The sequence below is a fragment of the Geobacillus sp. BK01 genome (assembly GCF_052220245.1).
In the GTDB taxonomy this organism is placed as follows: Bacteria; Bacillota; Bacilli; order Bacillales; family Anoxybacillaceae; genus Geobacillus.
Map to the genome: position 1 here is coordinate 25,076 of NZ_JBQPTH010000005.1, position 23,523 is coordinate 48,598.

The window sequence follows — 23,523 nt, forward strand, 5'->3', positions numbered from 1 at the left end:
TCGCAGCGATGAAATACAAAAGCGTCTTTGATATTATCGGTCCGGTGATGGTTGGGCCGTCGAGCTCGCATACGGCGGGGGCGGCGCGCATCGGCCTTGTTGCGCGCAAGCTGTTTGGCAGAAAGCCGGAGTGGGCGCGCATCTCGTTTTACGGTTCGTTCGCTGAAACGTACCGCGGGCACGGTACGGATGTCGCCATTGTCGCCGGGTTGCTCGGTTTTGACACGTTTGATGATCGTCTCCCGAATGCGCTTGAAATTGCTCGTATCGAAGGGCTTGACGTGTCCTTTTTCACCGAGGACGCGATTCCGGAGCATCCGAATACGGCGCGTTTGCGCATTGGTGATGATAAGGGAAAACTTGAACTTGTCGGTATTTCCATCGGTGGAGGGAAAATCGAAATTGTCGAGTTGAACGGTTTCGACTTAAAGTTGTCTGGCCATCATCCGGCGCTATTAATCATGCATAATGACCGGTATGGGACGATTGGATCAGTGGCCAGCGCATTGGCGAAGCATGCGATAAATATCGGCCATATGGAAGTGTCGCGTAAGGAAAAGGGAAAAGAAGCGCTGATGACGATTGAGGTTGATCAGCTGCTGACAGATGATTTGATACAGGAATTGGAAAGTTTGCCAAATATCATCCAAGTGACGAAGCTTGTCGATTGAAACGAAAACGGTTGCGAATGAGCACGGAAGTTCAAAACAGCAGCGGCACTTTGCCAGGAAAGGATGGGAATAACGAATGTTTCGCAATGTTGCTGAACTTGTCGAGTTAGCCGAAAAAGAGCAAATCAAAATTGCTGAAGTGATGATCCGGCAAGAAGTAGAAGTGAGCGGGCGAAGCCGGGAAGAGATTATCGCGCAAATGGACCGGAACCTCGAGGTGATGGAGCAAGCGGTCGAGAGAGGGCTGCAAGGTGTCGTGTCCCGCTCCGGGCTGACCGGTGGCGATGCGATGCGGATGCAACGTTATATCGAGCGCGGCCAATTCTTATCCGGAGAAACAGTTTTGGACGCCGTCAGCAAAGCGATGGCCACAAACGAAGTGAACGCGGCGATGGGCGTCATTTGTGCCACGCCGACAGCAGGCTCGGCCGGCGTCGTCCCGGGGACGCTGTTTGCGGTAAAAGAGAAATTGCAGCCGACAAGACAAGAAATGATAGAATTTTTGTTTACAGCCGGTGCGTTTGGTTATGTCGTCGCCAATAACGCTTCCATTTCCGGCGCTGCCGGCGGTTGCCAGGCGGAAGTCGGTTCAGCGGCCGGCATGGCTGCCGCCGCGCTCGTTGAGCTGGCTGGTGGGACGCCAAGCCAGGCGGCCGAAGCGATGGCGATCGCGCTAAAAAATATGCTCGGGTTGGTTTGTGACCCTGTCGCCGGCCTTGTGGAAGTCCCATGTGTGAAGCGGAATGCCATGGGGGCGGCGAATGCCATGATCGCCGCCGATATGGCGCTGGCCGGCATCAAAAGTCGCATTCCGTGCGATGAAGTGATCGAAGCGATGTATCGTATCGGTACGGCGATGCCGGTAGCGCTCAAAGAAACCGCGCAAGGGGGGCTGGCCGCTACGCCGACAGGCCGCGCCATTGCGGCCCGCATTTTCGGCGCTGCTGCGGCAACAAAGTGAATGAAACGATGCAACAATCGGTGACGGTGGTCAAGGGCATCGGTGAAGAAACGGCTGCCGCGCTCGCCGATCTCGGCATTGCGACGGTCGGCGAGCTGCTTGCCTACGCGCCGTATCGGTATGATGATTACGAACAAAAAGACTTGGCCGCCGTCCGCCATGAAGAAAGGGTGACGGTTGAAGGGAAAGTGCACAGCGCCCCGCTCTTGACATATTACGGAAAAAAAAAGTCACGCCTTTCCTTTCGGCTGTTGGCCGGCCGCTATTTAATCACCGTCATTTGCTTTAACCGCCCATATTTAAAAGAAAAAATCGCCTTAAACGAGACGGTGACGGTGATCGGGAAATGGGACCGACATCGCCAGGCGATCAATGCGTATGAGCTCCGGTTCGGAGCCGCCCGGGAGACGGCCGGTATTGAACCGGTCTATTCGGTACGCAGCCCGTTGACGGTCAAGACGATGCGCCGTCTTATGAAGGCGGCGTTCGCCCAGTTCGGCGCGCATATCCCTGACTTGCTGCCGCCTGCTTTGCGCCATGCCTATCGCCTTGTCGACAAGCAGGAGGCGATCCGGGCTCTTCATTTTCCGCGCTCGCGCGAGGAGTTGCATCAGGCGCGGCGCCGGCTCGTCTATGAGGAGTTTTTGCTCTATCAGCTGAAAATGCAGGCGTTTCGACAAATCATGCGCGGCGAGCAGCATGGCGTCGTCCATTCATTTTCGGAAGAACGGCTTTCAGCGTTTCTTTCCGGGTTGCCGTTTTCGTTAACGAACGCCCAACGGCGCGTCATGAGGGAAATTTTAGCCGACATGCGGGCGCCAAGGCAAATGAACCGGCTCTTGCAAGGCGACGTCGGCTCCGGCAAGACTGTCGTCGCCGCGGTTGCGCTTTACGCTGCCGTGTTGTCCGGGTTTCAAGGGGCGTTGATGGTGCCGACGGAGATTTTGGCTGAACAGCACGCGCGCTCGCTTGCCGAGCTGTTTGCTAATACGGGCGTGACCATGGCGCTGTTGACAAGCTCGGTGAAGGGAAAACGGCGCAAAGGGCTGCTTGCTGAATTGGAGGAGGGGGCGCTCGATATTGTCATCGGCACGCACGCTTTGATTCAAGAAGGGGTGCAGTTTCGCCGGCTCGGTCTCGTCATTACCGATGAACAGCACCGGTTCGGCGTCGAGCAGCGCCGCGTCCTGCGCGAGAAAGGGCATGCGCCGGACGTATTGATGATGACGGCGACGCCAATCCCGCGGACACTCGCCATCACTGCGTTTGGCGATATGGATGTCTCAGTGCTCGATGAAATGCCGGCCGGACGAAAAAAAGTGGAGACGTATTGGGTGAAGCATAACCAGTTTGCCCGCGTGCTCGATTTTATCGAAAAAGAGTTGCGTCGCGGCCACCAGGCGTACGTGATTTGTCCGCTTATTGAAGAGTCGGAAAAATTGGACGTGCAAAACGCCATTGATGTCCATAGTCAGCTTGTCCATTACTATCGCGGGAAATATGAAGTCGGCCTTATGCACGGCCGGCTGTCAGCCGATGAAAAGGAAGCGGTCATGCGGGCATTCAGCGAAAACCGCATTCACGTACTCGTTTCAACAACAGTTGTCGAAGTCGGAGTGAACGTGCCGAACGCGACAGTGATGGTCATTTATGACGCCGAACGGTTCGGGCTTGCTCAGCTTCATCAGCTGCGCGGCCGGGTCGGGCGCGGTCATGCCCAGTCGTACTGCATTTTAATCGCTGACCCGAAATCGGAAATCGGCAAAGAACGAATGCGCATTATGACGGAAACGGCGGACGGTTTCGTGCTCGCTGAGAAAGATCTCGAGCTGCGCGGTCCGGGCGATGTGTTCGGCACGAAACAAAGCGGGCTTCCGGAATTTCAGTTCGGCGACCCGGTGCATGATTACCGCATTTTGGAAGTGGCCCGCCGCGATGCGGCTAAGCTCGTGTCGTCTTCTGCATTTTGGCGCGACGAGACGTACGCCGGGTTGCGCGCTGCGCTAGAAGCGTCCGGCGTGCTCGATGGGGAAAAGCTAGATTAATAGATAAGCAGTGCGGCGGTCGGCGCGCATTCGCGCCTCCGCTGTTTTTTATGGCTGTTTCCATCGGACGGCATCTGTCATAAGCTTTGGTTATGGCCAGCCGACAGTTCTCGGCAAAATGTGGACGCTTTTCACTTTTTCCGCTTGCATTCCGTTTTTTGATATTATATATTACTTTTAGTACCTAGTCATAAAATTGGACGGTGTAATGAATCAATGAGAAAAAGCAAACGCGAACGGCAACGGTTGCTGCAGGAGACGATTCGGGAAAACCCGTTTGTGACGGACGAAGAGCTGGCGGAGAAATTTTCCGTCAGCGTGCAGACGATCCGCCTTGACCGGCTTGAGCTGTCGATTCCCGAGCTGCGCGAGCGCATTAAACACGTCGCCCGTCAGTCGTTCGCCGATAAAGTGCGGGCGTTGCCGCTTGAAGAAGTCATTGGCGACATTATTGACATCGAGCCGGATGCGAGCGCCATTTCGATTTTTGATGTCAAAGAAGAGCACGTCTTTCGGCGCACCCGCATCGCTCGCGGCCACCATTTGTTCGCCCAGGCGAATTCGCTCGCCGTCGCCGTCATCCATGACGAATTGGCGCTGACAGCGAAGGCGACAATCCGTTTCGTACGCCAAGTGAAAGAAGGGGAACGGGTCGTGGCGAAGGCGAAAGTGACTGGCAAAACGGCGCACGGGCGTACGGTTGTGGACGTGAACAGCTATGTCGCCCAAGAGCTCGTGTTTTCCGGGACGTTCGAGATGTATCGCTCAAACATGGAAAAAAAGGATGGCGACAGCAATGAACATCGCGATTGATGCTATGGGGGGAGACCACGCCCCGCAAGAAATCGTACTTGGCGCGGCAAGGGCCGCCGCGCATTTTCCCGATATTCACATTACTTTAATTGGCGATGAAGCAAAAATTCGCCCGCATTTGCGGAATGAGGAGCGCATTTCAGTCATTCACGCCGATGAAGTGATTGAAGCGACGGATGAGCCGGTGCGGGCGGTGCGGCGCAAAAAAAATTCATCGATGGTGCGCATGGCCGAAGAGGTGAAAGAAGGGCGCGCGGACGCCTGCATTTCCGCCGGCAATACCGGAGCGCTTATGGCGGCCGGTCTGTTTGTCGTCGGGCGGATCGCCGGCATCGACCGGCCGGCGCTTGCGCCGACATTGCCAACGGTGGACGGGCGCGGGTTTGTCTTTTTAGATGTCGGCGCCAATGTTGACGCTCGTCCGGAACATTTGCAGCAGTATGCGCTAATGGGGCATGTATACGCCAAACAAGTGCGAGGCATCGCGAACCCGCGCATCGGTTTGCTCAATGTCGGCACAGAAGACCAAAAAGGAAATGAGACCGCAAAGCGGGCGTTCGCCTTGCTCAAAGAAACGAACCTTCATTTCATCGGCAATGTCGAAGCGCGCGACTTGCTGCAAGGGGCGGCCGATGTCGTCGTCGCTGACGGCTTTTCCGGCAATATCGCCTTAAAAACGATCGAGGGGACGGCGCTCGCGCTCTTTTCCTTGCTCAAGCAGGCGCTGACAAGCGGCTTGGCGGCCAAACTTGCCGCTGCTGCCCTCAGGCCGAAGCTTTCCGGGCTGAAAAAGATGATGGACTACTCCGAATACGGTGGTGCGGCGCTGTTCGGCTTGAACGCTCCGGTCATTAAAGCGCACGGCTCGTCTGATGCCAATGCCGTGTTCCACGCCGTCCGCCAGGCGCGTGAGATGGTGGCGAATGATGTTATCGGCACGATCAAAACAGAGCTTGAGCGGGAATAATGAATCAAGGAGGAACGGGAATGGGAAAAATCGCCTTTTTGTTTCCAGGTCAAGGATCACAAGCAGTCGGCATGGCGAAAGACGCCGCCGACCATGACGCCCGCGCCCGGGCGGTCATTGAAGCGGCCGATGAGCGGCTCGGCTTCCCGCTTTCGGCGCTGATGTTCAATGGGCCGCAAGAGGAGCTGACGCTGACATATAACGCCCAGCCGGCGCTCTTGACGGCGAGCACTGCTTTGTTGGAGCTTGTCAAAGCCGCTGGTCTGCACGCTGATTATGTCGCCGGCCATAGCTTGGGCGAATATACGGCGCTCGTCGCTGCCGGCGCCATGTCGTTTACCGATGCAGTGTATGCGGTGCGCCGCCGCGGCGAACTGATGGACGAAGCGGTGCCGGCCGGTGAAGGTACGATGGCCGCCGTGTTAGGGATGGAAGCGGAGGCGCTCGAAGCGGTAACGAACGAAATTGCTGCCCAAGGCGACCCAGTGCAGCCGGCCAACTTCAACTGTCCGGGGCAAATTGTCATCTCCGGTTCGAAAGCGGGAGTGGAAAAAGCGGGGCAGCTGGCGAAAGAGCGCGGGGCCAAACGCGTCATCCCGCTTGACGTGAGCGGGCCGTTCCATTCGGCGCTCATGAAGCCGGCCGCCGAACAGCTGCAGGCAGTTCTTGCCGGCTTGGCCATTCGTGATGCCGTCATTCCGGTCATCGCCAATGTGACGGCCGAGCCGGTCACAAAAAAAGAAGACATCGCCCATCTGCTCATCGAGCAACTGTCTTCGCCGGTGCGCTGGGAACAGTCGGTGCGCACGCTTTTGGCGCTTGAGGTCGACACGTTTGTGGAAATCGGGCCGGGGAAAGTGCTGTCGGGCCTCGTAAAAAAAATTGACCGCAACGCCCGCGTTTATGCGGTAAACGATCTCGCTTCCTTGGAAGCGACGGTTGCGGCGTTGAAAGGAGAATCATGATGCTCGAAGGGAAAGTCGCCCTCGTCACCGGGGCGTCGCGCGGCATCGGCCGGGCGATCGCTCTAGAACTCGCCCGTCAAGGGGCGAATGTCGCCGTTAATTACGCCGGAAATGAAGCAAAGGCGAACGAAGTCGTTGAAACGATCCGCTCGCTTGGCCGTGAAGCGTTCGCCGTGCAGGCGGATGTCGCCTGTGCCGAGGATGTGGAGCGCATGGTAAAAACGGTGCTCGATCAGTTCGGCCGCCTTGACATTTTAGTGAACAATGCCGGCATTACGCGCGACAATTTATTGATGCGGATGAAAGAAGAAGAATGGGATGCGGTGATTAACACGAACTTAAAAGGGGTATTTCTTTGTACAAAGGCCGCCACGCGGACGATGATGAAGCAGCGTTACGGGCGGATCATCAACGTTGCTTCGGTCGTCGGTGTTATCGGCAACCCCGGGCAGGCGAATTACGTCGCCGCCAAGGCGGGGGTCATCGGGCTGACAAAGACGGCGGCGCGCGAACTCGCCAGCCGCAACATTACAGTGAACGCCATCGCGCCGGGATTCATTACAACCGATATGACGGAAGGGCTCAGCGAGGAACTGAAGGCAGACATGTTAAAGCAAATCCCGCTCGCCCGTTTCGGCGAGCCGGATGACGTCGCCCGTGCTGTCGCGTTTCTTGCTTCGGACGCAGCCTGCTATATGACTGGCCAGACGCTTCATGTCGATGGCGGCATGGTGATGCCATAATCAAACGCCTCTAGTATTTTTTCGGCAAATCGACTATAATCATGAAGGGAGGTGAACGCAATGGCAGACGTATTGGAGCGTGTCACGAAAATTATCGTCGACCGCTTAGGTGTTGACGAGTCGCAAGTGACGCTTGAGGCGTCGTTCAAAGATGATTTGGGCGCCGACTCGCTCGACATCGTCGAACTGGTCATGGAGCTCGAAGACGAATTCAACATGGAAATTTCCGATGAAGAAGCGGAAAAAATCGTCACAGTCGGAGATGCTGTGAACTACATAAAAAGCCATCTGTAATGCCGCTTTTTTGCAAAGTCCCGTTGCTCCGAACGGGGCTTTCTCTACTTTTTCAGGAACGCCCGGCGGGCCTTGTGGGAAAGCGCAAACCGTTCCCGTTGGCGTAGCGGGTTGGCGAACGGATATAATAAAGATAGTATACGGCCAGTTTGTCTGGAACGAAGTCGGAGGGCATTTTTATGTCAAAACAAAAAGATAAAGAGCGCATTCACGAAAAAAGGCGGGCGAAGTTTCAACAGCTGCAGAAGAAGATCGGCATCACCTTCCAAAATGAAAAACTGTTGATCCAAGCGTTCACCCATTCATCGTATGTGAATGAGCATCGGCGGCGGCTCCATGAGGACAACGAGCGGCTCGAGTTTTTAGGAGACGCCGTGTTGGAGCTGACGGTTTCTCAATATTTATTTCAAAAGTTTCCGCATATGAGTGAAGGGCAATTGACGAAACTGCGGGCGGCCATTGTCTGTGAGCCGTCGCTTGTGAAATTTGCCAATGCCTTGTCGTTTGGCGAACTCGTTTTGCTCGGCAAAGGCGAAGAGCTGACCGGCGGGCGGACGCGCCCGGCGCTTTTGGCCGACGTGTTTGAGGCGTTTATCGGCGCCCTTTATTTGGACCAAGGAATGGATGCGGTCATTCGCTTTTTGGGACAAACGATGTTCCCGAAGATTGACGAAGGTGCTTTTTCTCATGTGATGGATTTTAAAAGCCAGCTGCAGGAACTCGTACAGCGCGACGGCAGTGGGACGCTTGAATACGCCATTTTGGAAGAAAAAGGCCCGGCCCACAACAAAGAATTTGTCGCTCGTGTGGCGTTGAACGGTCACGAGCTCGGCGTCGGCGTCGGCCGCTCGAAAAAAGAGGCCGAGCAGCATGCGGCACAAATGGCGCTTGAAACGTTGCGGGCCAACGACAGGCCATAAAAGGCTGGCGCTTGACGTCAGTCTTTTTCTATAAAAAAGCGATTCTTCCCCCCACTGGCTCCATTCGGTCGTTAAAGTGGGGGGCTCTCCGCCGAAACGGATGAACATTTTTCCTATGAGCGTTTTTTCTGTCTTTGTATGGTATAGTGAAAAAAGACAGCCCGTCCCGGTTCGCTGCTATGTCTGGCGGGCCGAGATCAAAGCGGAAAGATGGTGAAGCATTATACCATGTTCCTGAAACGATTAGATGTGGTTGGCTTCAAATCGTTCGCCGACCGCGTATCGATTGACTTTGTTCCCGGTGTGACGGCGGTCGTCGGGCCGAACGGAAGCGGCAAAAGCAACATTACTGATGCGATCCGCTGGGTGCTCGGCGAGCAGTCGGCCAAATCGTTGCGCGGGGCGAAAATGGAAGACGTCATTTTTGCCGGCAGCGATTCGCGCAAGCCGCTGAACGTGGCCGAAGTGACGATCACGCTCGACAACGAAGATGGCTTTTTGCCGCTCGAGTATCAAGAAGTGAGCGTCACCCGGCGCGTCTACCGCTCCGGGGAAAGCGAGTTTTTCATCAACCGCCAGCCGTGCCGCCTAAAAGATATTGTCGACTTGTTTCTTGACTCCGGGCTTGGCAAGGAGGCGTTCTCGATCATCGGCCAAGGCCGGGTCGAGGAAATTTTAAGCAGCAAGCCGGAAGAGCGGCGCACCATTTTTGAAGAAGCGGCCGGTGTGTTGAAATACAAGCTGCGCAAAAAAAAGGCGGAAACGAAACTCGCGGAAACGCAAGACAACTTGCACCGCGTCAACGATATTTTGCATGAGCTCGGGCAGCAGCTCGAACCGCTCCAGATGCAGGCGTCGATCGCCAAAGAGTATTTAGAAAAACGCGAGGAGCTTGAGCGGTTTGAAGTGGCGCTCATGGTGCACGATATCGAGCAGCTGCACCGGCAATGGAGCGAGCTGAAGGAGACGCTCGATGGGCACCAGCGAGAGGAAGGGGCGCTGGCGGCGGCGCTGCAAAAAATGGAGGCCCATATCGAGCAGCTGCGCGACCAAATGGCAGCTATCGATGAATCGGTTGACGGCTTGCAACAAGTGCTGCTGTTGGCGAGCGAAGAGCTTGAAAAGCTTGAAGGCCGGAAAGAAGTGCTGAAAGAGCGAAAAAAAAATGCAGAAAAGCGGAAGGGGCAGCTTGATGAGGCCGCTGCTGCCTTAACGGCGAAGCGGCGCCGCCTCGCCGAACAGCTTCATTCGGAGCAAGCCATGCTCGCCGAGCTCGAAGCGGACGCCGCGGCGCTTGAGAAAATAGTAAAAGAGAAACAAGCGTCGCTTTCGGCGTATGAAATGGACATTGACGAAGAAATCGAGCGGCGAAAAGGCGACTACATTGACCTTGTTCACGAACAGGCGGCGTTGAAAAATGAGCGCATGCATCTAGAACAGGGCATCAACAAGCTGCGCGCCAGGCAGGTGGCGTTGGACGAAGCGAACCGCCATCATCTCGCCGAACGCGAACAGCTCGAACAAAGGTGGAACGCCTTATTGGCTGAGCAATCCCGCCTCGAACAAGCCATAGCGGAAGCGCGCCGCCATCAAACCGCTCTCGCCGCCGCCTGTGCGGCGCAAAAAACAGAGCTCGAACAGAAAGAAACGTTGTTGCATCAGGCGCGCCAATACAGGCAGCAAACAAAAGCGCGCAAGCAATGGCTTGAGGAGATGCAACACGATTACGCCGGCTTTTTCCAAGGAGTGAAAGAAGTATTAAAAGTGCGCGACCGGCTGCCCGGCATTCATGGCGCGGTCGTTGAACTAATCCGCGTGCCGGACCGCTATGAAACGGCGATTGAAACGGCGCTCGGCGGCGCGATGCAGCACATTGTCGTCGACAACGAAGCGGCGGCGCGTCAGGCCATTCATTATTTGAAAACGAACGGCTACGGGCGGGCGACGTTTTTGCCGCTTGACGTCATCCAAGCGCGCGCCTTGCCAGAGCGGGAACGAGCGGCGATTAGCGGCCATCCGGCGTTTGTTGGCATCGCCGGCGAACTCGTCGAGCACGACCGCGCATATGCGGCGGCGATGGCTCATTTGCTCGGTCATGTGATCGTGGCGGTTGACTTAAAAGGAGCAAACGAGCTCGCCAAACTTCTTCAGTACCGGTACCGTCTCGTGACTCTTGACGGTGATGTTGTCAGCCCCGGGGGAGCAATGACCGGCGGCGGGGCAACGAAAAAGACGGCCTCATTGTTAAGCCGAAACCGTGAACTCGAAACACTCGTTGTCAAACTACAGGAGATGGATGGAAAAATCGCGCAGCTTGAGCGCGACATTGCCGTGAAGCAGCGCGAACGAGCGGAACGGGAACGAGAGGCGGACGCGCTCGGGCAGGAGCTTGTCAGGCTGCAACAAGCGCTGCAGGCGCAAAAAGATGAACAGCGCGAACTTGAATGGCAAAAAAAGCGAATCGATGAGCGGCTCGCCTTATACGACGAAGAAAAAGCGAACGGCGAGCGTGAAATCGCGGAGCTGAACGGCCGCTTGCACATCATTGACGGACGGCTTCAGCAGCTTGCCGAGAAGCTGCAGGCGATCGATGAGGACATCCATCGCCTGCAGGCGCAAAAACAGACGGAACAAACGACAAAAGAGGCGCTGCAAGCCGCAATCACTGAGAAAAAAATCGCCCTGGCCGAAACGAGGGAGCGGGTGAAACATGCGCGCCGGAAAGCCGAAGAGCTGGAAGCCGAGCTGGCGGACACCGATAGCGAACTTCGGGCGGCCGAACAAGAGCGGGCCGCTTTGGCCGCAGAAATGAACACACCGGCGTGGAACGAAGATGAACTTGAAGAGCAGCGGCGGCAAAAGCTAGAAGACAAGCAAAAAACGATTGAACTGATCGCTAGCCGCCGTGAGCAACGGCTTGACTGCCAGGAGCGGCTTGAACATTTGGAGCGGGAATGGAAAGAGGCAAAGCGGCAGCATAAACAACTCGCTGAGGCGATGAAAGACGAGGAAGTGAAGCTGAACCGGCTGGATGTGGAGCTTGAGACCTTGCTTGCCCGCCTCCGCGAAGAGTACGGTTTGTCGTTTGAAGCGGCCCGCTCCACGTATCCGCTTCACATCGAAGCCGGGGAGGCGCGTAAGCGGGTGAAGCTGATCAAGCGCGCCATTGATGAACTTGGCACTGTCAATTTAGGGGCGATCGACGAATATGAGCGCGTGTCGGAACGGCATCGTTTTTTAAGTGAACAAAAAGCTGATTTGGAAGAAGCGAAGGCGACGCTTCACCAAGTGATTCGTGAAATGGACGAAGAAATGAAAAAACGGTTTTTCTCGACGTTTGAACAAATCCGCACTCATTTTGCCGAGGTGTTTCGCGAGTTGTTTGGCGGCGGGCGCGCTGATTTGCGGCTGACCGAGCCGAACGACCTGCTCGGGACGGGGGTGGAGATCGTCGCCCAGCCGCCGGGGAAAAAGTTGCAGCACTTAAGCTTGCTCTCGGGCGGTGAGCGGGCGCTGACCGCGATCGCGCTCTTATTTTCGATTTTAAAAGTGCGCCCGGTGCCGTTTTGTGTCCTCGATGAAGTTGAGGCGGCGCTTGATGAGGCGAACGTGCAACGCTACGCCCAATATTTGAAGCGGTTCAGCCGCGGCACGCAGTTTATTGTCATCACCCATCGGAAAGGGACGATGGAAGAGGCGGACGTGCTGTATGGCGTCACGATGCAAGAGTCGGGCGTCTCGAAACTCGCTTCCGTCCGTTTGGAAGATTCTTCGAAAGAGCTCGTTCAGTCGTCATAGAAAGGAGGAGCCTGTATGGGCTTTTTTCAAAAGTTGAAAGAAAAGTGGACGAAACAAGCGGACTCTGTGACCGAAAAGTTTAAGGAAGGGTTGTCAAAAACGCGCGATTCGCTTGCGGGGAAGGTGAACGACCTCATCGCCCGCTACCGGAAAGTCGATGAAGAATTTTTTGAAGAGCTTGAGGAAATTTTAATTGCCGCTGACGTCGGCGTGGCGACCGTCATGGAACTGGTTGACGAGTTGAAAATGGAAGTAAAGCGCCGCAACATTCAAGATTCGGCGCAAATGCGCGATGTCATCGCCGAAAAGCTTGTCGATCTTTATCGCGCCGGCGCCGGCGACAGGGAGTTGACTGCTGTCAATATGCAAGAGGGCGGACTGACCGTCATTTTGTTCGTCGGCGTCAACGGCGTCGGCAAGACGACGACGATCGGAAAACTGGCGCACAAGCTGAAATCGGAAGGAAAATCGGTGCTCTTGGCCGCAGGCGACACGTTCCGTGCTGGAGCGATTGAGCAGTTGGAAGTATGGGGCGAGCGCGTCGGGGTCGATGTCATTAAGCAGGCGGCCGGCTCTGATCCCGCAGCGGTCATGTACGACGCCATTCAGGCGGCAAAAGCGCGCGGTGTCGACGTGCTGTTATGTGATACAGCCGGACGGCTGCAAAACAAAGTGAACTTAATGAAAGAGCTTGAAAAAGTAAAGCGCGTCATCAGCCGCGAAATCCCGGGTGCTCCGCATGAAGTGTTGCTTGTGCTTGATGCGACGACCGGGCAAAATGCGATGAGCCAGGCGAAGCTGTTTAAAGAAGCGACCGATGTGACCGGCATCGTGTTGACAAAGCTCGACGGAACGGCAAAAGGCGGCATCGTGCTCGCCATTCGCAACGAGCTTGCCATCCCGGTGAAATTTGTCGGCCTCGGCGAAAAGATGGACGATTTACAGCCGTTCGATCCGGAAAAATATGTATACGGGCTATTTGCCGGCTTGTTCGACGAACAATAACGGCTAGTCGGTCAACCGCATGCCGTTTAACGGCTCATGCGGCATCGGCGTGGCCCGCATCCGCGCTTTTCCGTCAGGCTGGCGGTCAATCGCGCCCCCAGCCTTGCTTTTATGGGTTGAGAAAAATCGGCCTCATCTTGACAAGAGACCGGAAACAAAGTACACTCACTTTTGTAAAGGGATTTTACTTAACAATGAAGGAGGGAGCGTCCGGTGCTGGAAAAAACGATGCGCATGAACTATTTGTACGATTTTTATCACGCGCTGCTGACGCCGAAACAGCGCAATTATATGGCACTGTACTACTTGGACGACTACTCCCTCGGGGAAATTGCCGAACAATATGAAGTGAGCCGCCAGGCGGTGTACGATAATATCCGGCGCACGGAAGCGATGCTCGAACAGTATGAAGAGAAGCTCAGACTGCTGCAAAAATATGAACAGCGGCGGCAGATCATCGAGCGGTTGAAAGACTACATCAGCCGGCATTATGGCGCTGACGCCGAATTGGCGGCGCTAGTGAACGAGCTTGATGAGCTCGATTAAGGGGGGTGACCGCTATGGCGTTTGAAGGATTGTCCGAACGTTTGCAGCAGGTGATGAACCGCATCCGTGGCAAAGGAAAAGTGACCGAGGCTGACGTAAAAGAGATGATGCGCGAAGTGCGCCTCGCTTTACTTGAGGCCGACGTCAACTTTAAAGTAGTGAAAGATTTTGTTAAACGGGTAAGCGAGCGGGCCGTCGGGCAGGACGTGATGAAAAGCCTAACCCCCGGCCAGCAGGTGATCAAAGTCGTCAAGGAAGAACTGACGTCATTGATGGGCGGCGAACAGAGCAAAATTGCCGTCGCCAAGAAGCCGCCGACCGTCGTCATGATGGTCGGGCTGCAAGGGGCGGGGAAGACGACAACGACCGGGAAGCTCGCCAACTTGTTGCGCAAGCGACACAACCGGAAGCCGTTGCTCGTGGCTGCCGACGTTTACCGCCCGGCGGCGATCAAGCAGCTTGAGACGCTCGGCAAACAGCTGAACGTCCCCGTCTTTTCGCTAGGGGAGCACGCCAACCCGGTCGAGATCGCCAAACAGGCGCTTGAGCGGGCGAAAGAAGAGCATTACGACTATGTGCTCATCGACACAGCCGGCCGCCTTCACATCGATGAGGCGCTCATGGATGAACTGAAACAAATGAAAGAAGCGGTCAAGCCGGATGAAATTTTCCTTGTTGTCGACGCCATGACCGGGCAAGATGCGGTCAATGTGGCGCAAAGTTTCCATGAACAGCTCGGCATTACCGGCGTCATTTTAACGAAGCTCGACGGCGATACGCGCGGTGGGGCGGCGCTGTCGATTCGCGCAGTGACAGGGGCGCCGATCAAGTTCGCCGGGATGGGTGAAAAACTTGACGCCTTGGAGCCGTTTCATCCGGAGCGGATGGCGTCGCGCATTTTAGGGATGGGCGATGTCTTGACGCTCATTGAAAAAGCGCAGGCGGCCGTCGACGAGGAAAAGGCGAAAGAGCTCGAGCAAAAAATGCGCACGGCAACGTTTACGTTCGACGACTTTTTGGAGCAGCTCGGCCAAGTGCGTAAGCTTGGCCCGCTTGACGAAATTTTAAAAATGCTGCCGGGGGCGAATAAAATCAAGGGGCTCAGCAATGTTCAAGTTGATGAAAAGCAAATCGCCCGCGTTGAAGCGATCATCCGCTCGATGACAAAAGAAGAGAAAATGCATCCGGAAATCATCAACGGCAGCCGGAAAAAACGGATCGCCAAAGGAAGCGGCACGACCGTGCAAGATGTGAACCGCCTGCTCAAGCAATTTGACGACATGAAAAAGATGATGAAGATGATGACGAATATGCCAAAAGGGAAGAAAAAAGGATTTCGCTTCCCATTTATGTAAATGCTGCTCTGTTAAGCGAAAAACCTTTACAAACGACAAAAGAATTGCTAATATACTATCTTGTGTGAACACTATACGGAGGTGCGTACAAACTATGGCAGTAAAAATTCGTTTAAAACGTATGGGCGCAAAGAAAAACCCGTTCTACCGCATCGTTGTGGCGGATTCCCGCTCGCCGCGCGACGGCCGTTTCATCGAGACGATCGGCACGTACAACCCGGTCGCCCAGCCGGCCGAAATCAAAATCGATGAAGAATTGGCGCTCAAATGGCTGCAAAACGGTGCCAAACCGTCTGATACGGTGCGCAGCTTGCTGTCGAAACAAGGCGTTTTAGAGAAGTTCCATAACTTGAAATACGGCAAATAAGCGGGATGCACATGAAACCGCTCATTGAAACGATCGTGAAGGCGCTTGTCGACCATCCGGAGGCGGTAGCGGTTGAAACCCGCGAGGAAAAGACGGCCATCATCTATGAACTGTCGGTGCACGGCGAGGATGTCGGCAAAGTGATCGGCAAACAAGGGCGGACGATTCATGCGATCCGCACGGTCGTCTATGCCGCCGCCGCCGGATCGCCCAAGCGGGTGATCGTGCAAGTGAAAGAAAAAGGGTGAGGATGTTCCTCTCCCTTTTTTGGTATGGCCGTCAATCTGTGTTTGCCGGCGGAAGCGAGGAAAAGCCGGTGACGAACCGATGTAAAGGGGGATGAGGATGAAGCTCATTCAAACGGTTGAGGTGAGGCAAATTGTCACCGAGCGGAGCAAACAGACGCTTGCAGCGGCATTTACGGCGCGCAAGCAGCAGTTGGAGCGCGAGTGCGACCAGCTTCGTTTCGAGCAAAAGCGGATGGAGAAAAGCGGGAAATACCCGCCTAGTCTCGTGAAGCAATATTTTGCTAACGAAATCGACGACCGGATGGAGAAAATCAAGCTGCTTGAGTTTCAGCTTGAACAATTACATATGCTACCGTTAGGAAGTGAATTGAAAGAGCGGGAAGTTGAGGCGCTCATTGAGGTGAACGTCGGCGACCGCTGGGAAGAGGTGACGAAAACGCGCGCCATTATCGTTGAAGATGGCGTCGTGAAAGAGATTCGCTAAGGAGGGAGAAAGGGATGGAACGATGGTTTAACGTCGGCAAAATCGTCAATACGCACGGCATTCGCGGCGAAGTGCGCGTCATTTCCCGCACCGATTTTCCGGAAGAGCGGTACAAAAAAGGAAACAAGCTGTACATTTTCCGTGAACGTGACAGCGAGCCGATCGAAGTGACCGTGAAAAGCCATCGCCCCCATAAATCATTTGACTTGCTGTCGTTTGAAGGCTACGACAGCATTAACGACGTCGAGCCGTTTAAAGGGGCGATGCTGAAAGTGCCGGAAAGCCAGCTCGGTGAACTAGGTGAAGGCGAGTATTATTTCCATGAAATTATCGGCTGTACGGTCGTGACGGAAGAAGGCAGGACAGTCGGTGCAGTCAGGGAAATTTTAACGCCGGGGGCAAACGACGTTTGGGTCGTCCGCCGCGATGACGGCACCGATGCGCTCATTCCGTACATTGATGAAGTCGTTCTTCGCGTCGATCCGGAGCACAACATGATCATCATCCGGCCGATGAAAGGGCTGCTTGAATGATGCGGATCGATATTTTGACCTTGTTTCCCGACATGTTTTCCGGCGTGCTTGGCGAATCCATTTTAAAAAAGGCGCAAGAAAAAAAGGCTGTTCAAATCGGGCTTGTTGACTTCCGTGAGTTTGCCGATAACAAACATAAAACCGTTGACGATTATCCGTACGGTGGAGGAGCCGGCATGGTGCTGAAGCCGCAGCCGATTTTCGATGCCGTGGAACACGTGACGGCCGGGTCGCCTCGTGCGCGCATCATCTTGCTTTGCCCGCAAGGTGAGCGCTATACGCAAAAAAAGGCGGAAGAGCTCGCCAAAGAAGAGCATTTGGTGCTTATTTGCGGCCATTATGAAGGCTATGACGAGCGCATCCGCCAATATTTGGCGACCGATGAAATTTCGATCGGCGATTACATTTTAACGGGCGGCGAGCTCGGCGCCATGGTCATCGTCGACAGCGTTGTCCGGTTGCTTCCCGGCGTGCTCGGCAACGAAGCGTCGCCGGTGGACGACTCGTTCAGTTCCGGTTTGCTGGAGTATCCGCAATACACAAGACCGGCCGATTTTCGCGGTATGAAAGTGCCGGACATTTTGCTTTCCGGCAACCACCAGCTTATCGCTGAATGGCGCGAGAAAGAATCGCTCCGGCGCACGTTTATGCGCCGTCCGGATTTGCTCGCCGACTATCCGCTCACCGAGAAGCAAAAGCAGTGGCTGAAAGAGTGGGAACATGAACGCGAAAAGGAAAACAGCGACCTTCAATGCGAATAACTATTGCCTGCGCCTGGCGTTTATGCTATCATATCTTTTGTGTGACTGAAGCAGTCCGCTTAAGGACGGAAAACGATGTTCCGCTGCAATGAATGAGACGCATTGGCATGAACATCTGTGGAAGGAGTGGAAAATGATGCATCATTTAATCCAAGAAATTACGAAAGAACAATTGCGAACCGATTTGCCGGATTTCCGCCCGGGCGACACGGTGCGCGTCCACGTAAAAGTTGTGGAAGGCAACCGCGAACGCATCCAAGTGTTTGAAGGTGTCGTCATCAAACGGCGCGGAGCAGGCATCAGCGAAACGTTCACGGTTCGCAAAGTGTCTTACGGCGTCGGCGTTGAGCGCACGTTCCCGGTGCATACGCCGAAAATCGCGAAATTGGAAGTTATCCGCCGCGGGAAAGTCCGCCGCGCGAAATTGTACTACTTGCGTGCACTTCGCGGCAAAGCGGCGCGCATTAAAGAAAAAACGGCCCAATAACGGACAACGGTGGATCACAGCGGAAAAGGAGCTTGCTTTCAAGCTCCTTTTTTCACTATCCTATCCATCGGCGAAGCAGCTAAATTATCATTTTAGGTGGGAGAAAGATGGAACAGAAGAAAAGTGAATGGCGCGAGTGGTTGAAAGCCATTGTCGTCGCGGTTCTGCTGGCCGGGGGCATCCGCTACTTTATTTTCGCTCCGATTATTGTCGACGGCTATTCAATGATGCCAACATTACATAACCACGAACGGATGATCGTCAATAAACTGGCGTATAAAATCGGCATGCCGCATCGCTTCGATATTATTGTGTTTCATGCCGAAGAAGGGAGAGACTATATTAAGCGGGTGATCGGCCTGCCGGGCGACCGCATCGAGTACAAAAACGACACGCTGTATGTGAACGGCAAGCCGTATGCAGAACCGTATTTGGACGAATATAAAAAGCAGGTGGCCGACGGGCCGTTGACCGAACCGTTTACATTAGCGGAACTAACCGGGCGGAGCACGGTGCCGGAAGGGCATTTGTTCGTCATGGGTGACAACCGCCGCTTCAGCAAAGACAGCCGCCATATCGGCTTCATCCCGATGGAGAAAGTTGTCGGCAAGGCGAATATTGTCTACTGGCCGCTCGATGACGTCCGCATTGCGAAATAAACAAGGCAGGTGATGCCAATGACGACGATTCAATGGTTTCCCGGTCATATGGCGAAAGCGAAACGGGAAGTGCAAGAAAAACTTAAGCTGATCGATGTGGCGTTCGAACTGCTTGACGCCCGCGTGCCCATGTCGTCACGCAATCCGATGATTGACGATATTCTCGGGCAAAAGCCGCGCCTCATTTTGCTCAATAAAGCGGACATGGCCGATGAGGCTGTGACTGAACAATGGATTCGCTATTTCCGGGACCAAGGCCGGACGGCCATCGCCATCGATGCGCAAAGCGGGACGGGAGTCAGGCAAATCGCCGCTGTTGCCAAGGAAATGGTAAAAGAGAAGTTTGACAAAATGCGGGCGAAAGGCATTAAAAATCCGCGTCCGGTGCGAGCTCTCATTGTCGGCATTCCAAACGTCGGCAAATCGACGCTCATCAATCGGCTCGCCGGCCGCCACATCGCCAAAACCGGCGACAAGCCGGGGGTGACGAAAGCCCAACAATGGATCAAAGTCGGCAAAGAAATGGAGCTGCTTGATACACCGGGCATTTTATGGCCAAAGTTTGAAGACGAAGACGTCGGCTTCAAGCTCGCGGTCACCGGTGCGATTAAAGATGAAATTTTGAACTTGCAAGATGTTGCCGTCTATGCGCTCCGCTTTTTGTCAGTCCATTACCCGGAACGGCTGTCGGAGCGCTATCGTCTCGACAACATCCCCGCTGACATCGTCGCCTTGTTTGACGCCATCGGCCGGCGTCGCGGCTGCCTGACGGCGGGCGGCGGCATTGACTATGACAAGGTGGCTGACATCGTTTTATACGACATTCGCACCGAAAAATTAGGACGGCTGAGCTTTGAAACGCCCGCTGCCTGGACGTAATGGCGTCCGGCGGGCGTTTTTTGCTTCACAGCAGGTTGAACATGGCCGATAGTATAAGTAGAAAAGGGAGAGAGGCATGAAACGGTACACGGTGAAAGAAATTGAAGCGCTGCTCCCGGAGCTTGGCGGTGATGACGACCCGCGCTGGGAGATGCTGCGGGGCGATGAGCGAAAAAGCGTGCGGGCGTTGCTTGCTCGTTTTATGAAACAAAAAGAGCGGGAAAAAGCGATGCGGCAGCGTTGGGAAGAGCTGATGCGCTATGAGCGTGAACTGTACGCCGCCGGCATCGAACGGATCGCCGGCATTGACGAAGCGGGACGCGGGCCGCTCGCCGGGCCGGTCGTCGCAGCGGCGGTCATTTTGCCGCCTGATGCGTATTTGCCTGGTCTTGACGATTCGAAGCGGCTGACGGCGGCCAAGCGCGAGGCGTTGTTTGCCCAAATCGAGGCGTGCGCGGTCGCTGTCGGCATCGGCATTGTCAGTGCGGCGGAAATTGATGAGCGGAATATTTACGAAGCGACGAAGCAGGCGATGGCAAAGGCGGTGCATGCGCTCTCACCATCGCCCGACTACTTGCTCGTTGACGCGATGGCGGTGCCGTGCGCGCTGCCGCAGCGCCGCCTGATTAAAGGCGATGCCAACAGCGTTTCGATCGCCGCGGCGTCGATCATGGCCAAAGTGACGCGCGACCGGTTGATGAAAGATCTCGACCGCCGCTATCCGCAGTATGGATTTTCCCGCCATATGGGCTACGGGACGCCGGAGCATCTTGAGGCGATCCGCCGCTACGGCATAACGCCGGAGCACCGCCGCTCGTTTGCGCCGGTAAAGGAAGCGGCGGGAGCCGAAAACTAGCCGGCCTGACGGTTGGATTACGAATCGGAGATGAAAGGGGGACGCAAAATGGTGGAGCGGATGGAACGAATCGTTCCCGTGACCGCCGCCCGCGATGCGGCATCAAGCGGACGGTTTCGGCCGGGACAGGCGGTTGTCGGGCGGGTGGAGAAGGTCGAAGAAATGGAAGGCGGGGGGCGGACAGCGCTTGTCCGCGCCGGCGGCCACATCGTGCGCGCCCGTCTCGAGGCGCCGCTTGCTGCCGGGCGCATGTATTTATTTGAAATGAAGGAAAACGGCGGCAACGTTTACTGGAAAGCGATCCCGCTTTCCGGGCGGGAGCCTGCCGTTCCCTATGAAGATGCGATCCGTCGATGGCAGCAGGCATGGAAGCTGCCCGAAGCCGCGCTCCCGGTGCTCCGCCAAGCGCTGAAAGCGGGCGCGGCTTTGACGAAGGAAGAAGCCGCGGAACTGGCGGCGACGGTGCGGAAAACCGGCCAGCCGGCCGAGGCTGAGGAAGTGCTCGCTTATTTGTTTCACCGCCGCCTCCCGCCGTCTTCCGCTATGTTTCGCGCGCTGTGGGCGGCGCGGACCGGAGAGCCGCTCGCATCGCAGCTTGGACGATTGAAAGCGGCGCTTGCCGCCCATTCTTTGAGCCCGATGGCGTCCGCGTTCACCCAAGCGGCCGATCGGCTTCTTTCGCCCCCGCTGTTCGCCTACGAGGCAGCGGTGCGCCTGTTGTTGGCGACGGAAGAAGGAACGAAGGGGCCGGCTCATGCGCTTCTTTCCCGCCTCGGGCTTGTTCCGCTGCCGGCGGAACGGATGGCCTCCCTTCAGAAGGCGCTGCTGCAGCGGCAGTTTGCTGAAGTCGGGAAGCTGCTTAGCCTGCCGGATGAGGAAGCGTTTTTCGCGCGCTTTGTTGCTGTCGATGCCGCTTACAAAAGCGGTGCGCTTTCCGAGGCGGAAGCGAAGTTGTGGATGTCTGTCCGCGCGGCCGGCGATCCGGCGCTGTCGCTGTTTCATTGGCTGAGGCGGATCGTCGGACGCCTCGGGCTTGAGGACGAGGCGATGCTCGCCGGCGCGGTGAAAACAGGGGGTTCGTTGCCGATGGTTTCATCGTTGAGACGGCTGCTTCTTCATCTGCTCAGCGGGGCGGAAGGCAAAGAAGCCAAAGCCGCGGCAGCGGTGCTTCTTGACCGTCTTGACGGAATGGTCGTCATCGCTGGAAGCGATGGGCCGCTTGGGCATGTTTGGCTTTCTTTTCCTTGTCCGCTCGGCGGGCAAAACCGCGATTTTTCGGTTTATTGGCAAGGGCGGCGGAAGGATGGGGGGGTGTTTGATCCCGATTACAGCCGCATTGTTTGCAGCGTAACGCTCGAAGAGCTGGGCGAAATGTTGGTCGATATGCGCGTGCAACGGCGGATCGTCCATATTTCCGTTTTTCATGATGACCCAAGGCTGCCGGAGCTCGCCCATCGCTTTGCCCCGCTGGTGAAAGAGCGTCTTCAGGCACACGGCTATTTGCTGTCGGGCATTGACGTGAAAGCGGCTGGTGCCGGTCCCCCGGCTCCTTCTGTTTTGCCGTTCGCCGCCCGTGATTGCGAGGTGGATTGGCGCATATGAGCGAGGAACGGAAAAAAGCGGTCGCCCTGTCCTATGACGCAGCGGTTCATGCTGCTCCGGTTGTAAAAGCGAAAGGAGACGGAAAGATCGCAGCAGCGATCATCGCCGCCGCTAAGCAGCATGGTGTGCCGGTGCGGAAAGACCCGACGCTTGTTGAGCTGCTGGGCAAGGTGGAGATCAATGAGGCGGTTCCGGAGGAGCTGTACGCGCTCGTGGCAGAGTTGTTTGCGTTTTTATACAAGCTTGATCGGGCGGCGAAAGGGTCAGCTTCTGATGAGTAAATATTTTCCTATTCCCCGATTTCTTAATTTTGTGGCGAAACGGTGGACAAGCGTGAAATGTTAGGTATAAAATGAAAGCGCTAAGACTTTTTTAGTTTCATACATAGGAGGTTGGCGCATGAACATTCATGAATACCAGGCAAAAGAAATTTTGCGAAGCTATGGCGTAAGCGTGCCGAACGGCCGCGTCGCGTTCACAGTTGATGAAGCGGTGGAAGCGGCAAAAGCGCTCGGCACACCTGTGTGCGTTGTCAAAGCGCAAATTCATGCCGGGGGGCGCGGTAAAGCGGGCGGAGTAAAAGTGGCGAAAAGCCTCGAGGAAGTCCGGGCATACGCCGGTGAATTGCTCGGCAAAGTGCTCGTCACCCATCAAACCGGCCCGGAAGGAAAAGAAGTGAAACGGCTGTTGATTGAAGAAGGATGCGACATTCAAAAAGAATACTATATCGGCCTTGTCGTCGACCGCGCCACTTCGCGCGTCGTCTTAATGGGCTCGGAGGAAGGCGGCACAGAAATTGAGGAAGTGGCGGCGAAAACGCCGGAGAAAATTTTCAAAGAGTACATTGACCCGGCCGTCGGGCTGCAGGCGTTCCAAGCGCGCCGATTGGCTTTCAACATCAACATTCCGAAGCATCTCGTCAACCAAGCGGTCAAATTTATGATGGGCTTGTACCAAGTGTTTGCCGACAAAGACTGCTCGATCGCGGAAATCAACCCGCTTGTCGTCACCGGCGACGGCAAAGTGATGGCGCTTGACGCGAAGCTGAACTTTGATTCGAACGCGTTGTACCGCCACCCGGACGTGCTCGAATACCGCGATTTGGACGAAGAAGATCCGAAAGAGGTTGAAGCATCGAAATACGACTTGAACTACATCGCCCTTGACGGCAACATCGGCTGCATGGTCAACGGCGCCGGCTTGGCGATGGCGACGATGGACATCATCAAATATTACGGCGGCGAGCCGGCCAACTTCCTCGATGTCGGCGGCGGCGCCAGCGAGGAAAAAGTGACGGAAGCGTTCAAAATCATTTTGTCGGACCCGAACGTGAAAGGCATTTTCGTCAACATTTTCGGCGGCATTATGAAATGCGATGTCATCGCGAGCGGCATCGTCGCAGCGACGAAGCAAGTCGGCCTCACGCTTCCGCTTGTCGTCCGTCTTGAGGGCACGAACGTCGAGCTCGGGAAAAAGATTTTGCAAGAATCGGGCTTAAACATTACGGCGGCGGAATCGATGGCGGATGGCGCGCAAAAAATTGTTGAGCTAGTACGTTAAGAAA

25 protein-coding genes are annotated in these 23,523 nt (G+C 55.6%); all 25 read left to right on the forward strand.

The window, feature by feature from the left end; translation table 11 throughout:
* The first annotated feature begins 8 nt into the window (after nt 1-8).
* The 25 genes from sdaAB to sucC all read left to right on the forward strand — a co-directional run bounded on the left by sdaAB (nt 9) and on the right by sucC (nt 23,519).
* Nucleotides 9-671 (forward strand): L-serine ammonia-lyase, iron-sulfur-dependent subunit beta, encoded by a 663-nt coding sequence (gene sdaAB / locus ACTVDO_RS07175; RefSeq protein WP_442901272.1) that lies wholly within the window; start codon nt 9-11, stop codon nt 669-671.
* Nucleotides 672-747: 76 nt separating this feature from the next.
* On the forward strand, nt 748-1,632 hold the full coding sequence (gene sdaAA / locus ACTVDO_RS07180; RefSeq protein WP_020959310.1) for an L-serine ammonia-lyase, iron-sulfur-dependent, subunit alpha: 885 nt from the start codon (nt 748-750) through the stop codon (nt 1,630-1,632).
* On the forward strand, nt 1,629-3,677 hold the full coding sequence (gene recG, locus ACTVDO_RS07185; RefSeq protein ID WP_041267739.1) for an ATP-dependent DNA helicase RecG: 2,049 nt from the start codon (nt 1,629-1,631) through the stop codon (nt 3,675-3,677). The genes sdaAA and recG overlap by 4 nt, the downstream gene beginning before the upstream one ends.
* A 216-nt stretch (nt 3,678-3,893) precedes the next feature.
* The gene (gene fapR, locus ACTVDO_RS07190) at nt 3,894-4,490 is read left to right on the forward strand and encodes a transcription factor FapR (RefSeq protein ID WP_442901273.1); all 597 of its coding nucleotides are present in this window, start codon (nt 3,894-3,896) and stop codon (nt 4,488-4,490) included.
* Nucleotides 4,474-5,457 (forward strand): phosphate acyltransferase PlsX, encoded by a 984-nt coding sequence (gene plsX, locus ACTVDO_RS07195; protein ID WP_442901274.1) that lies wholly within the window; start codon nt 4,474-4,476, stop codon nt 5,455-5,457. The genes fapR and plsX overlap by 17 nt, the downstream gene beginning before the upstream one ends.
* 20 nt (nt 5,458-5,477) lie before the next feature.
* Nucleotides 5,478-6,422 (forward strand): ACP S-malonyltransferase, encoded by a 945-nt coding sequence (gene fabD / locus ACTVDO_RS07200; RefSeq protein WP_020959315.1) that lies wholly within the window; start codon nt 5,478-5,480, stop codon nt 6,420-6,422.
* Nucleotides 6,422-7,165, forward strand: coding sequence for a 3-oxoacyl-[acyl-carrier-protein] reductase (gene fabG / locus ACTVDO_RS07205; protein ID WP_442901325.1), 744 nt, complete (start codon nt 6,422-6,424; stop codon nt 7,163-7,165). Before fabD ends, fabG begins: the two co-directional genes overlap by 1 nt.
* Before the next feature lie 60 nt (nt 7,166-7,225).
* The gene (locus tag ACTVDO_RS07210) at nt 7,226-7,459 is read left to right on the forward strand and encodes an acyl carrier protein (RefSeq protein ID WP_020959317.1); all 234 of its coding nucleotides are present in this window, start codon (nt 7,226-7,228) and stop codon (nt 7,457-7,459) included.
* 179 nt (nt 7,460-7,638) lie between these two features.
* Nucleotides 7,639-8,379, forward strand: coding sequence for a ribonuclease III (rnc, locus tag ACTVDO_RS07215; RefSeq protein WP_020959319.1), 741 nt, complete (start codon nt 7,639-7,641; stop codon nt 8,377-8,379).
* A gap of 228 nt (nt 8,380-8,607) precedes the next feature.
* Entirely contained in the window at nt 8,608-12,177 is a 3,570-nt protein-coding gene (smc, locus tag ACTVDO_RS07220; protein ID WP_442901326.1) for a chromosome segregation protein SMC, read from the forward strand.
* A 15-nt stretch (nt 12,178-12,192) separates the two neighbouring features.
* Nucleotides 12,193-13,182, forward strand: a complete 990-nt coding sequence (gene ftsY / locus ACTVDO_RS07225) for a signal recognition particle-docking protein FtsY (protein ID WP_020959321.1) — start codon at nt 12,193-12,195, stop codon at nt 13,180-13,182.
* Between the two features lie 213 nt (nt 13,183-13,395).
* Nucleotides 13,396-13,728: a putative DNA-binding protein gene (locus ACTVDO_RS07230; RefSeq protein ID WP_020959322.1), complete on the forward strand. Its 333-nt coding sequence runs from the start codon at nt 13,396-13,398 to the stop codon at nt 13,726-13,728.
* Nucleotides 13,729-13,742: 14 nt separating this feature from the next.
* Nucleotides 13,743-15,083: a signal recognition particle protein gene (gene ffh / locus ACTVDO_RS07235; protein ID WP_020959323.1), complete on the forward strand. Its 1,341-nt coding sequence runs from the start codon at nt 13,743-13,745 to the stop codon at nt 15,081-15,083.
* 94 nt (nt 15,084-15,177) lie between these two features.
* Nucleotides 15,178-15,450: a 30S ribosomal protein S16 gene (gene rpsP, locus ACTVDO_RS07240; RefSeq protein ID WP_020959324.1), complete on the forward strand. Its 273-nt coding sequence runs from the start codon at nt 15,178-15,180 to the stop codon at nt 15,448-15,450.
* A gap of 11 nt (nt 15,451-15,461) precedes the next feature.
* Nucleotides 15,462-15,698, forward strand: coding sequence for a KH domain-containing protein (locus tag ACTVDO_RS07245; protein ID WP_020959325.1), 237 nt, complete (start codon nt 15,462-15,464; stop codon nt 15,696-15,698).
* 97 nt (nt 15,699-15,795) lie between these two features.
* Nucleotides 15,796-16,182: a YlqD family protein gene (locus ACTVDO_RS07250; RefSeq protein WP_020959326.1), complete on the forward strand. Its 387-nt coding sequence runs from the start codon at nt 15,796-15,798 to the stop codon at nt 16,180-16,182.
* Between the two features lie 14 nt (nt 16,183-16,196).
* Complete coding sequence (rimM, locus tag ACTVDO_RS07255) at nt 16,197-16,715, forward strand: ribosome maturation factor RimM (RefSeq protein ID WP_020959327.1); 519 nt, start codon at nt 16,197-16,199, stop codon at nt 16,713-16,715.
* Complete coding sequence (gene trmD, locus ACTVDO_RS07260; protein WP_200865288.1) at nt 16,715-17,476, forward strand: tRNA (guanosine(37)-N1)-methyltransferase TrmD; 762 nt, start codon at nt 16,715-16,717, stop codon at nt 17,474-17,476. The genes rimM and trmD overlap by 1 nt, the downstream gene beginning before the upstream one ends.
* A gap of 136 nt (nt 17,477-17,612) precedes the next feature.
* Nucleotides 17,613-17,963: a 50S ribosomal protein L19 gene (gene rplS, locus ACTVDO_RS07265; protein ID WP_020959329.1), complete on the forward strand. Its 351-nt coding sequence runs from the start codon at nt 17,613-17,615 to the stop codon at nt 17,961-17,963.
* A gap of 107 nt (nt 17,964-18,070) precedes the next feature.
* Nucleotides 18,071-18,622, forward strand: a complete 552-nt coding sequence (lepB, locus tag ACTVDO_RS07270) for a signal peptidase I (RefSeq protein WP_020959330.1) — start codon at nt 18,071-18,073, stop codon at nt 18,620-18,622.
* A 12-nt stretch (nt 18,623-18,634) separates the two neighbouring features.
* Nucleotides 18,635-19,501 (forward strand): ribosome biogenesis GTPase YlqF, encoded by an 867-nt coding sequence (gene ylqF / locus ACTVDO_RS07275; RefSeq protein ID WP_041267740.1) that lies wholly within the window; start codon nt 18,635-18,637, stop codon nt 19,499-19,501.
* A gap of 76 nt (nt 19,502-19,577) precedes the next feature.
* Nucleotides 19,578-20,357, forward strand: a complete 780-nt coding sequence (locus ACTVDO_RS07280; protein ID WP_020959332.1) for a ribonuclease HII — start codon at nt 19,578-19,580, stop codon at nt 20,355-20,357.
* Nucleotides 20,358-20,405: 48 nt separating this feature from the next.
* The gene (locus tag ACTVDO_RS07285; RefSeq protein WP_442901275.1) at nt 20,406-21,959 is read left to right on the forward strand and encodes a flagellar hook-length control protein FliK; all 1,554 of its coding nucleotides are present in this window, start codon (nt 20,406-20,408) and stop codon (nt 21,957-21,959) included.
* A complete protein-coding gene (locus ACTVDO_RS07290; protein WP_020959334.1) occupies nt 21,956-22,240 on the forward strand; it encodes an EscU/YscU/HrcU family type III secretion system export apparatus switch protein in 285 nt (94 codons plus the stop codon). The genes ACTVDO_RS07285 and ACTVDO_RS07290 overlap by 4 nt, the downstream gene beginning before the upstream one ends.
* Nucleotides 22,241-22,358: 118 nt before the next feature.
* Nucleotides 22,359-23,519, forward strand: coding sequence for an ADP-forming succinate--CoA ligase subunit beta (gene sucC, locus ACTVDO_RS07295; protein WP_020959335.1), 1,161 nt, complete (start codon nt 22,359-22,361; stop codon nt 23,517-23,519).
* Nucleotides 23,520-23,523 lie beyond the last annotated feature (4 nt).